This is a genomic window from Pedobacter hartonius (assembly GCF_900107535.1).
Taxonomy (GTDB): domain Bacteria; phylum Bacteroidota; class Bacteroidia; order Sphingobacteriales; family Sphingobacteriaceae; genus Pedobacter; species Pedobacter hartonius.
In genome coordinates this window covers 49,285-61,699 of sequence record NZ_FNRA01000014.1, presented here as the reverse complement: position 1 = coordinate 61,699, position 12,415 = coordinate 49,285, and the positions used below count along the sequence as shown (strand labels likewise).

Sequence of the window (12,415 nt, the reverse complement as noted above, 5' to 3'; positions counted from 1 at the left end):
TCAAATTATCCAGATGTATAAAACAAAAAAGAAGGATATGTCCAGTGTTCCCACCGAGGAACTTGCTTTTCAGCATGAGGAAAAAGAAAACCGTGCTGCTGAACTCGTTATTGCCAATAAGGAGTTAGCTTTTCAAAATGGAGAGAAAAAAGACCGTGCTGCTGAGCTGATCATAGCCAATAAAGAACTGGCCTTCCAGAAGGAAGAGAAAAAGAAACGTGCGGACGAACTGGTTATTGCCAACAAGGAGCTGGCCTTCCAAAATGAAGAAAAGGGAAACCGTGCTGCTGAGCTGGTTATTGCCAATAAAGAACTGGCTTTCCAAACTGAAGAGAAAGAAGACAGGGCTGCTGAACTGGTCATTGCCAATAAAGAACTGGCTTTCCAAACTGAGGAGAAAGAAGACCGTGCTGCTGAACTGATCATTGCCAATAAGGAGCTTATTTTTCAAAACGAGGAAAAAGAGAACAGGGCAGCCGAGCTGGTCATCGCCAACAAAGAACTCGCCTTCCAAAATGAAGAAAAGGAAAACAGGGCTGCTGAACTGATCATCGCTAATAAGGAACTGGCCTTTCAGAATGAAGAAAAAGAAAACAGAGCTGCCGAACTCATTATTGCTAACAAAGAACTGGCCTTCCAGAATGAAGAAAAGGAAAACAGGGCGGCTGAACTGATCATTGCCAATAAAGAACTGGCTTTTCAGAATGAAGAAAAAGAAAACAGAGCTGCCGAACTCATTATTGCCAATGAGCATTTAAAAAAGGCAGAATATCAAATTGCAGAATTAAACATCGGTTTAGAACAGAAAATCAAAGAACGTACGGCGCAGCTGGAAGCTGTCAATAACGAGATGGAATCTTTCTCCTACTCTGTATCACACGATTTAAGAGCCCCGCTTCGCGCTATTAATGGTTTTACCCAAATTCTGGTAGAAGATTACCAGGACCAGCTGGATCCTGATGCACTAGATGTTCTCAATGAAATTGTGGGCAACTCTAATAGAATGGGGCAACTGATTGACAACCTGCTGGAATTTGCACGTTTTGGAAAGCAGAACCTTTCTATGGTGAATATCAATATTACAGAAATGGTAGAATCCATTGTTACAGGACTGCAAAAAGAGAACTCCGACAGGCAGGTGAGCATCACTATCCATCCCCTGGAAAATATTACCGGAGATAAAAACATGCTCAAACAAGTGTTCATCAACCTGATTTCAAATGCCTTTAAATATACCGGTAAAACAGAAGAAGCGGTTATCGAAATTGGCTCCTACAAGAAAGATAAACAGTCCGTGTACTATGTAAAAGATAATGGAGCAGGTTTTGATATGAAATATTACGATAAACTATACGGCGTTTTTCAACGTCTCCACAGCTCAAACGAATTTGAAGGAACTGGTGTTGGCCTGGCCATCATTAAGCGTATCATTAACAAGCACAGCGGATCTGCATGGGCAGAGGGTATAGTGGATCAGGGGGCATGCTTTTATATTTCTTTACCAACATTGATTAAAATTTAAACATGCAAGAAGTAGAAATGTCCCATACAGAAATTCAGATTCTTCTGATAGAAGACAATAAATCAGACGCGATGCTCACCATCAGGGCATTAAAAAAACATAACCTGGCTAATAACCTGGTTCATTTAATCGACGGTGCACAGGCGCTGGATTTCATCTTCGGAAAAGGAGAATTTGAAGGAAGAGATATGGATAATAAACCAAAAGTAATATTCCTGGATATAAAAATGCCAAAAGTAAGCGGACTGGAAGTTCTCCGTATAATTAAGAGTGATGAAAGAACTAAACTGATCCCCGTGGTGATGATGACCTCCTCCAAGCAGGAAAAAGATATCCTGGAAAGTCATCAGCTGGGGGCAAATAGTTACGTAGTAAAACCGGTGGGATTTGAGAACTTCTCCAAAACTATTGCAGATCTGGGATTTTACTGGCTTGCAATTAACAATTCACCGGAATTCTAATTTGAGGGGATGAATACTAAATTGAGAATCTTACATCTTGAAGATCTGCGCAGTGATGCCGAACTGGTGAACAGGACTTTGAAAAAAGCAAAGTTCGACTTTGAGAGACTGGTAGTAGACAACAGAGAAAACTTTATCAAAGCTTTAACTGAATTTGTTCCGGACATCATTCTCTCTGACCATTCTCTACCTTCGTTTAATTCTCACGAAGCCCTATCTATCTTTAAGACAATGGGGTTAAACATACCATTTATCCTGATCACTGCCACAATTTCTGAAGAGTTTGCTGTTGATGTGATTAAAAGGGGAGCGGACGATTATATTTTAAAAGACAGACTGGAGAGATTACCCACTGCGTTAGCTAATGCTTTAGAAAAATTTCAGCTCCTGAAGGATCATCAAAGTATCCAGGATGACCTGGTCAAAAATGAAACGCTATTTCGCGCTTTGATAGAGAATAGTGACGATGCTATTATTGTTATCAATGAACAGGTGGAATTTACCTATCAAAGTCCGGCCGTTGAGAGGCTTACAGGATTCGATTTTACGGATTTAATGGGTAAAAAGTTATTAGATTTTATACACCCGGATGATTTGGAAGATTATCACCTGTTTTTTGAACAGGTGCTGCAGTTACCAGGAATTGCCATCCCCAATAAATTCAGGTTCCTTCAAAAAAACCTCGGTTATATTTATACCGACGGAACCATTATCAACCTCTTACATGATAAAAATGTAAATGCCCTGGTGATCAATTACAGAGACAATACTAAAAAGATAAAAGCCGAAGAGGAAAAAAAAGCACTGGAAGTTTTATTGGATAAAGCAAATAGTCTTGCCCGCATTGGGAGTTATGAGCTCGATCTGGAAAACGATAAACTTTTTTGGTCTAATATCACCAGGCAAATTCATGAGGTGGAGGACAGCTACCGGCCAACTGTTGAATCAGCCACCAGTTTTTACAAGGAGGGACTCAATAGAGAAACGATAAACAATCAACTGAATATAACGATTACGACTGGAAAGACGCTGGATCTGGAACTTCAGATCATTACAGCCAAAGGCAATGAATGCTGGGTACGGATCATCAGTGAGCCCGATATCATCAATGGTAAATGTGTTAAAGTAAGAGGGAGTTTCCAGGATATAGACATTCGAAAACGGGCTGAGCTCGAACTGCTGAAAGTAGCTGAAGAGAAAAATATGATCCTCGAAAGTATTGGTGATGGTTTTTTCACGCTTGATGTAAATTGGATGATTACTTACTGGAACAAAGAAGCGGAGAACATTCTTCAGAAGAGAAGAGAAGAAGTGATTGGCAGGAATATTTGGGATCTATATCATGAGGCCGTAGATACCTTAAGCTACCTGAATATGCTTGAGGCAGCTAAGGAAAGCAAAGTACAAAATTTTGAGTGGTTTGTGGAAAGCCTGAAGTGCTGGCTTGATGTTACCATATATCCATCAGTTAAAGGTTTGTCAATTTTTTTTAAAGATATCACAGAGCGCAAGTTTGGTGAGATGGAACGGGCAAAAATGGTGTCTGATATATTAAAGCGTAACAATGATCTGGAACAATTTTCATATATCATATCGCATAATCTCAGGGCTCCCGTCGCGAATATCATTGGTCTGGCCGAGGAATTAAGACGAAACCTGGCTGTTAAAGGAGAAAACAACCTGACAATGGATTACCTGATAGCCTCTACAAAAAAGTTGGATACCGTCATCATAGATTTGCATAGTATTCTCCAGGTTAAACACGAATTTATAGAAAATAAGGAGAGCGTCATTCTGTCCAGATTGCTGGAAGAGGTTTTAACCTACATGCCAAACCTGATCAGAGAACAGAAAGTTAAGTTTATCATCGACTTTAGTGCCGGGGACGAACTTTGGATTTTAAAAAGTTTCATGCACAATATATTTTATAACCTGATTTCAAACAGCATAAAATACCGTCAGCCTGCTCTTGATCCGATCATTGAAATTAAAAGTGAAAGATCAGGAGACAAATTCATCCTGATCTTTACAGACAATGGCATTGGTATTGACCTGGTGAAGAACAAAGGCCAGGTATTTGGATTGTATAAGCGATTCCATAGCCATGTGGAAGGTAAGGGCATGGGACTATTTATGGTAAAAACACAGATAGAAACACTAGGTGGAACAATATCGGTAGATAGCAAAGTAGACCATGGCACGCAGTTCAGACTGGAATTGAAACTGGATCTTCCAGCGAATACATAAGGAATTACTTTTATTTATGGTTTAAATGGTCATCAAGTAATTTGATGGCATAACCACCCACAACGCTCCTTGCCTGGAAGCCCACCTGTTTACCATCAGTAGTCTCATGCCAGTCGCTCAATGGAACGCGTGTTGGGCTTTCCACAGCAAATTTGTAAATAGGGGCAATAAACTGCTCAAAGTCTGCTTGGTTATCGGCCAGCGTAGCGGTCCACATGATCCAGTCAGATTTTGTATAAGTTTTACGGCTGTCCAGTGGCAATCCGAAGGTATTCTGTTTTTTCAGGTAATAATTAATCTCTTTCTTATAAACCGCTTCAGGGAAAATTCCGAGTTTAAGTACTTTGTCCCACACCAGGTTATATTTTTGGCTCCAGGTGCCTTTACTATCGAAGGTAAGTGTATAGTGGTCTCCATCATCAGCCATGACCATCCATTTTTGCGCCATTTCCCTCGCCATACTTTTATATTTGGCAGCTACATCAGGCTTTCCTGTATCCTCCGCCAGCATAGCATAAGCGCCTAGCGCAACAATAGCTTTTACGGATAAATTGGCATTACGTGCCAGATGGCCAGCAAAGTCATCCGTACACAACTGGTTTGCCGGGTCAAAACCTTCTTTACTCAGGTATTCTGCCCAGGTGGTTAACGTAGCCCAGTGTTTTTTTGCATAATCAGCATTGCCTTCCGCTTTAGCGATTGCAGCAGTAAGGATAATCATATTTCCGGATTCCTCTACCGGCATATCTTCTCCATAGGTCTGTCCGTTAGCTAAAGGATAAGTACCTAAATCATGTGCTGCAAATGGTTTTTTCCATCTGCCACTTTCACTGTAATAGAAGATACCGTTCAGCATTCCTTTTAAGAGGTCAGGATTGTAAACCAGGAACAGTGGTGCGGAAGGATAAGTAACGTCAACTGTGTTGATAGATCCATTGCTAAAGTTCTCTTTTGACAGGAAGAGCAGTTCGCCTTCAGGACTTTTTACCAGTTTATGGGCCGATATCGCCTGGCGGTAAGATAAGTCGGACAGTTTAGCATATTTTTCTCCGCCTGCCTTTAAATTTGCTGCATAGTAAGCCTGGTTAAAAGCCGCACATTTGGCCAGTACATCTGTATATTCAGTTTCTGCCAGCACCAATTGTTTTTCGATGGTCTGATCGTTTTTATTGTTCCACCATGGACGAAGGTCTTTACCAAAATACTGAACCGAATATACGTCGTCATAACCGATCATCAGGTGTTGTTCTACGCTGGCACCAGCGCTCAGGTTAAAAGGCATAACCGTTGATAAGATCAATTTTTTACCTGTTGTAACCGGAGATTTTTCAGGCTTACCGGATACAAATGAACTTAAAGCAGTAGCTGCTGAACTGACATACTGATGTGCTCCTGTTTTTTGAGGAGCTGCAATATAGATATAACCCCAGTCGATACGGACGTCATCGCCCTTCTTTTTCAGTAAAGGCTGTTCCGTGGTCCCTGCTTTTAAAATAGACAGGCCTCCATGCTGCTCAGCACTGGCTTTAACTTCCTGAAAGGGGGTATTAACGGCCAGGGCTGTAGAAGCGCCAAAATATACCTCTGCTACATGTGGTTTACCGTCCTTAGCTTTCAGTTTAAAGGAAACATAAGAAACCGGGCGGGCCAGCAGATCAAGATTGTTCATTAACAGGGGAGAGGTAAAGGAGACATCCAGGTTCACATTGCCGCAATCAAAACTGTAGTTCGTTTGTGTGGCATTCAGTTTTACGTCTGACTGTTTTGCGCTCAGTACATTTTGTGTTGCCGTAACCGGCTTTTCGTAAATCAAACCTGCATCCAGCCATTGGCCGCCCACGTTATTTTTTACGTGTATGGCCAGTATGTTCTGCCCCTTGCGCAGGATCTTATTGTCTACTGGCACATTGATGAATTTACCGTTAAAACAGGTACAGGAGTAGATCTTTTCACCATTCAGATAAACTTCAGTATCATCGTCATGCATGATCTTCAGTTTCAGGTTATTAAAGTCCGTTGTGGTTAGGTTAAAGGTTCTCCTGGTCCATAAGTCGCTGGTTTTCCATTGTGTGGCAGCCTGTCCGTCGCCAAATGGTGCTGTCCCGCTCTTCCATGCGGCATCAGCAAAACCAGCTTTTTCCCAGCCTGCTGCAGGTGCATTAGTAGTATATTTTACAGTATATGCTTTTTCATCTGAGGCAGGCAGCACGGTACCGAAATTTTCTTCCAGGTTGCCCAGAAAACGGTATATCTTGCCATCTACTTTAAGCAGGCCCGACAAAGACTGGTTAGCACCCGTCCAATGCCTGGTAGGAGAGGCATTTAAATCGTCGCTAAATGACCAGACGCTAAAATAGGGATCGTGCGTAATCAAAGGGTAGGCTGGGGCTTTGCGTTCCTGAGCAGATGCGTTAAGTACTAACACAGCCAGGCTTAGGGACAGGAATAATCGTTTCATTTGATGTAGTTAAAGTAAATGTATTGCGTACTGAACTGATTGATATTGATCTTGCGAAACTGCCATTTAAGCATGCAGCATACCGTGCCGACAATTTTAAATGGCAGTTTTCACTATAAAGTTATCTTTTGCAGTGGTGAAAAGATCATATCTTCAACCCCGGCTATCTTTAAACCTATCCTGACGAAAACATAATTTTGCGTTGGCGTAATGGCAGGAACAGTAGCACTCAGGTTGATCATTGCGGGATTGGTGATTGCAGCTGCTGCAATCTCTGCCGCTGCGATATTATCAGCTGCGGATACAAACTGGGTTTTGTTGATATACAGGTTAATTCTTTCTATAGTTTTGGCACTGGCATCGGTAATGATCTGATCGGCCCTGAAAGTTGCTGATACTGATCTTGCGTTAACCGTGTATACGGCATTCCTGATCAGGAAATAAGGCACGGCTTCCAGATCGAGCGTCTGGTTGCCCTTTACTGTTACTGACAGTGTATCCCTGCCACCGGCCGCATTCTGCCTCCATTGAAAAGGGCCCTGGCCGTTAGGAATAATCAGCTTGTAGTTACCGTCAAACAGTAAGGTGGAATAGGCACCATCCTGGGCAAAGGTTCCTGCAATGGCACCTACCTTTCCAAATCCCGGCTGGTACAGTTCAACCGGAACCTGGTTATATTCCAGGCCGATCTCTTCACCCTTGTAAACGATGTGTCCGTTAAGGGTAGAGGAGGGTGCTTCATAATTGTCTTTCTTACAGGCCGACACACCGGTAAGGAGTGCCAGCAGGAATATATAGTGAATCTTGAGCTTGTTCATGATTGCTGATTTAGAGATAACTTATTGATTGGGTTGTTTTACAATTTTCGGATTGGCAGATAATACTTCGTTATTGATCGTAGAATAATAGTTTCCGAACTGGAACCTGCTGGCACCCGTTACGGCAGCTGGTAATACTTCTTTGAACAGCCATTTGCCATTATCCGGACTGGCAGGATTGTAGTATTTATAAGGCCATAAACCGAAAGGCTGTGTATTGCGTTTGGTGGCAGAGCCGATATTGGTTTGCAGCTGGCTAACTGTCATTGATGCGCCATCCCATACCAAATGCGCCAGGCGCCATCTTTTCATATCGTACAGGGTATGCCCTTCAAAAACAAGTTCTACTCTTCTCTCATGTACAATCCTGTCAAAAGTCAGCACCGTCAGCGGTGTGGTTAAACCTGCGCGCGCACGTACCTGGTTGATATAACCGAGTGCAGTACCGGTTCTTCCCAATTCAAAGGCAGCCTCAGCGGCATTTAATAAAACTTCAGCATAGCGGTAACGGATAAAAGCAACATCACTCTGGCGTCCCCTTCTGCCGGAGCCTACCGCCGGATCCAAATATTTGCGGATATAGAAACCACTTTGTGTCCTGAATTCCTGGCCATTTATCGGTCCGTCTTTACCTACCACCTGCACATCTACATTTGTACCCGGCAATGGCTTTAGCCTGCTGGCATCATCACTGGTAAGGATGCTGCCGTCGGCAAGCTGGTATCCGGCCCAGATATCCACATGTTTGCCTTTAAACAATCCGTTCGGCAGCAATACTGTTCCGGCTAAACGCGCATCCCTTCCTGCAAAGATATCCAGCTGGTCGGCATAATAGATCGGGTTGCCTGCGCCGTCTTTTGTAGCAATAGGTGCATAGGTATTATCCAGTTTCTCAAATGATTCTACAAGGTTGAGCGATGGATTTAAACGTCCGGCGTCCAGACCTTCATCCGAGATAGAGAAAGGCTGGTTGTTTGTGGTAAAGCCATGTACTTTGCCGCTGTTCACCTTAAAATCTTCTACGAAGATAGATTCCTGGTTCACACTGCTTTTATCAAGGAATATTGAAGCAAAATTATCTGCAAGGTCTGGCAGTATTTTATATAGCTGATAACCTCCGGCACTGCCATTGATGATTTCTTCAGCCGCAGTTAAAGCTTTGGTATAATAAGCCGGGGCCATTCCTGAGGGAATTCCCACTTCATTACCCGGTAAAGCCACCTGCGGTGTACTTGCCCCATATTTTGCGATAGAACCTGCGTACAATGCTGCGCGCGCTTCCATGGCCAGTGCAGCCCCTTTTGTAGCGCGTGATTTCTGGCTGGCATCAGCAGGCAGCATCCCCTTTACGGCTTCAGCCTCAGCAATCACGAAATCATAAATTTCCGATTCCTTAGACCGTGCTACCTGTAAATTGGTGACATTACCACTATAGTCATATTGTTGTGAATTGGTAATCAGCGGTACGCCGCCCATTCTTTTTACCAGTTCAAAATAGTAGTTGGCGCGCAGAAAACGTGCTTCGGCTATAAACCTTGTTTTATCGGCATCCAGCAATTTTGTTGCTGCAGTGGCACGCTCAATAAACAAATTCAGGTCACGGATATAACCGTAATTCCAGATTGCCCATTCTCCGTAGCCCCATCCGCTCCGCTGTACGATAAAATAACTGCCGGCTTCAGAAGGAAAGGCCTCATTGAAATCGGCAAAAGTGCGCCATCCAGGTTCTGCAGGGGTAATATAGGGTTTTTCTTCTTCCAAACCGTCAAGGCTGGAGAAATCACGCTGCCTGTTGTACAGGTCGCCCAGTACAGAAAGTACCAGTGCAGGGTCTGAAAACGCCACCTCTTCAGGTATTACCTGTTTGGGTGGAACATCTAAAAAATCACTGTCTTTTTTGCATGATCCTGTCACCAGCAGGGCGGCAAACAGGGTAAGTATATATAATTTATTCATCGGATTTAGGATTGGTGCCTTAGTTAAAATGTTAAATTAAGACCTACGTTAATTACTTTGTTTTGCGGAAACTGCAGACCATTATCGTCTGTAACTTCCGGATCAAGGTTGTATTGTTTCAGGTTATCAATAGAGAAGAGGTTATATCCGTTCAGGTAAACCCTCGCTTTTTTCACTTTGATCCTGCTCAGCATGGCTGTAGGCAGTGAATACCCAACCTCAATGGTCCTTGCACGCAGATATTTTACGCTATGCAGCCAGAATGTGGAGTTCCCCTGTCCGTTGAGCGAGTAATCACTGTGGCTGGTTCCCGGATTGTTCCGGTTGGCCGGATATTTACCGGGGATCCATTCGCTGTTCACGTCATATGGGTCTGCATGGTGCCAGCGGTCTTCAAAAATAGTGTTCAGGTTACCGTTGTTCTGGAAGGCCCAGCGTGTTTCATAGTTCTGTGACCAGGTATAACCTGCGCCACCCGAAAAGTCGGCATGAAAGTCAAAGGATTTATAAGAAGCCCCCAGCGTAAATCCATAGTTGATGTTTGGTTGTTTGCCATAACCGAAACCTACCGGGCGTTCATCATACTGGTCGATCTTTCCATCGCCGTTCTGGTCCTTATACATCAAATCTCCGGGCAGAAGGGAACGGTTTCCCTTGCCGTCATTGTTGATCGTATAGTTGTTGATCTGCTCCTGCGAACTGAACTGTCCGATCACCTCGTATCCCCAGTCGATATTCGTATACCTGTTATCGGTAGCGTTACGGTACTGGTCCCATGAGTTAAAGAACAAAGGATTGTATGATTTGAGGTTTTTAGCGCGGGTATAAGAGAAATTTCCTCCCACATTAAAGCTTACTTCGCCAATTTTATTGGCATAATTCAGGGAGATCTCCTGTCCGTACTGGGCATCACTGTTTACATTTTCCTGTGGCAAAGTATAGCCGATCTCTATCGGTACAATAAGATCTGTCCGCTGCCCCAGCAGACCGGTGCGTTTTCTGTAGAAATAGTCGACTGTACCGGTCAGCCTGTTGTTCAGCATACTAAAGTCGGCCCCGATATCTGTGGTTTTGCTTTTCAGCCAGGAGATCCTGTCAATAGGCACTCCCTTATCCCTTGATACCACCACAGGGTTTCCATCCAATATCGCTGTACCCTGGTTGTAATTATATCCCGGCAGGTAGGCATAAGCTGCAACGATAGACTTGGTAGGGTCATTCGGGTCCCTGTCGTCACCCAGTACACCATATGATGCCCTGAATTTCAGGTCGTTCAGGATCTTGCTGTCACCGAGCAGGTTTTTCATCCAGCTTTCTTCTGTAATTCTCCATCCCACTGACACGCCAGGAAAGTAACCCACCCGGTTGTCTGGTGCAAATAAGTAGGAGGCATCCCTTCTTGCCGAAAGCTCCAGATAATATTTGCTGGAATAATTGTAGTTGATCCTGCTGATATAACCGATCCGCGTTTCCGTATCATCGGTGTCGTTATAGGTATCCACCGTAGGGAAATAGATCAGCGGGAGGTTGTTAGAGATGGGAGAGGAATGCACATAATTTCTCAGGTGCTGCAGTTTAATTCTTTCTGCAACTAAAGTGGCGGTCAGATTATGTTTGCCAAAAGTATTGGTATAATTTAACTGCGCCTGGGAGGTTGTAGAAAACTCTTTTCGCTGCTCACGCTCACGGTAAGGGTTATTACTGCCACCTGTAATATCATAAGTTCCTGTTGCCGGGCGGTAGGTATAGGTATTATAAGTATACTCATGGTTATTGAGCAGATAATCTGCATAATAATAGGAATACACTCCTTTTAAGCTCAGTCCTTTTACACCTGGAATCTGGTACTCTGCGTTGAAATTGGTTTGTAATACGCGCCAGTCGCTGTGGTATACTCCGGAAAGTTTCTCATTCAAAAAGGCATAGTTGGATTCCGTATGGCCGATATCATTCAGGTATAACGGATTATCATTTGCATATGGCCTTTCCACCGGGGTATTTCTCAGCACGGCATAACGTGCAAGAAAATAATCATCCGTTCCTGGCACACCCGGATTTTCACGGGTTTCAATCCGCCCGTTGATATTAACGCCTACTTTCAGCCCGTTGGCTACTGTGGCGCTCACATTGGATTGAATGTTACTGCGTTTGAATTCGTATTCTTTACCCAATACAGAATTCTGGTACAGGTTGGTGGCCGATACATAATAACTCATTTTATCGGTACCACCCGTAAAGTTTACGTTTACAGAATTCTGAGGGGCGTTGTTGTTGCTTTTCAGGACATAGTCGCGCCAGTTGAAACTGCGGTAGGCAGGATCGGTACCGGCCTGGTATTTAGCCAGTTCGGCGGGTGTGATACTCGTACTTCCGTTACTGTTGATTTCGGCTTCCGCTTTATAACGCATATAATCGTATGAACTGGTAAGCACGTCGGGAAACCTGGTCCAGTTCTGGAAACCCAGGTAAGCATCGACATTGACCACACTGACACCTTCCTTGCCTTTTTTGGTAGTGACCACGACCACACCATTGGCTGCCCGTACCCCGTAAATTGCGGCCGAAGCGTCCTTGAGCACGCTGATACTTTCTATATCATTCGGAGAGATATTATTGAACTGCATGGCATCCTGTTGGATCCCGTCAATCACATACAGGGGGCTGCCCATGTTACGGATCTGGATGTTAGCGCTTGCCCCGGGCCTGCCGTCAGACATCCTGAAGGTTACTCCCGGCAGTTTTCCTGCCAGTGCAGTACTTACGGTAGCACCGCCATGTACCCGTTCGATATCCTTACTGGTCACAGATGCAATTGAACCCGTAATCGATTCGCGTTTCTGCGATCCATAGCCGGTCACTACAACTTCCTGCAGGTTTTCATTTCCCTCATTCAGCTGCACCGTCACTGAGGAGCGGCCCGCAAGGGCTACTTCCTGGGTGTTAAAGCCCACAT

7 protein-coding genes are annotated in these 12,415 nt (G+C 44.0%); 3 read left to right on the top strand and 4 right to left on the bottom strand.

The window, feature by feature from the left end; translation table 11 throughout:
* Positions 1 to 13 precede the first annotated feature (13 nt).
* Genes BLW16_RS20085 through BLW16_RS20075 form a run of 3 tightly spaced genes read left to right on the top strand, consistent with a single transcriptional unit; the run spans position 14 to position 4,230 of the window.
* Complete coding sequence (locus tag BLW16_RS20085) at positions 14 to 1,522, top strand: sensor histidine kinase (protein ID WP_217631608.1); 1,509 nt, start codon at positions 14 to 16, stop codon at positions 1,520 to 1,522.
* 2 nt (positions 1,523 to 1,524) lie between these two features.
* The gene (locus BLW16_RS20080) at positions 1,525 to 1,983 is read left to right on the top strand and encodes a response regulator (protein WP_217631607.1); all 459 of its coding nucleotides are present in this window, start codon (positions 1,525 to 1,527) and stop codon (positions 1,981 to 1,983) included.
* A gap of 9 nt (positions 1,984 to 1,992) precedes the next feature.
* Complete coding sequence (locus tag BLW16_RS20075; RefSeq protein ID WP_090559672.1) at positions 1,993 to 4,230, top strand: PAS domain S-box protein; 2,238 nt, start codon at positions 1,993 to 1,995, stop codon at positions 4,228 to 4,230.
* 10 nt (positions 4,231 to 4,240) lie between these two features.
* Here the strand turns inward: BLW16_RS20075 and BLW16_RS20070 are convergent, their stop codons facing one another.
* The 4 genes from BLW16_RS20070 to BLW16_RS20055 form a co-directional block, all read right to left on the bottom strand.
* Positions 4,241 to 6,688, bottom strand: a complete 2,448-nt coding sequence (locus BLW16_RS20070; protein ID WP_090559671.1) for a glutaminase family protein — start codon at positions 6,686 to 6,688, stop codon at positions 4,241 to 4,243.
* A gap of 113 nt (positions 6,689 to 6,801) precedes the next feature.
* Positions 6,802 to 7,506, bottom strand: a complete 705-nt coding sequence (locus tag BLW16_RS20065; protein WP_090559670.1) for a DUF3823 domain-containing protein — start codon at positions 7,504 to 7,506, stop codon at positions 6,802 to 6,804.
* Positions 7,507 to 7,527: 21 nt separating this feature from the next.
* Positions 7,528 to 9,462, bottom strand: a complete 1,935-nt coding sequence (locus tag BLW16_RS20060) for a RagB/SusD family nutrient uptake outer membrane protein (protein WP_090559669.1) — start codon at positions 9,460 to 9,462, stop codon at positions 7,528 to 7,530.
* 23 nt (positions 9,463 to 9,485) lie between these two features.
* The gene (locus tag BLW16_RS20055) at positions 9,486 to 12,413 is read right to left on the bottom strand and encodes a SusC/RagA family TonB-linked outer membrane protein (RefSeq protein ID WP_245735398.1); all 2,928 of its coding nucleotides are present in this window, start codon (positions 12,411 to 12,413) and stop codon (positions 9,486 to 9,488) included.
* Between the last annotated feature and the right edge of the window lie 2 nt (positions 12,414 to 12,415).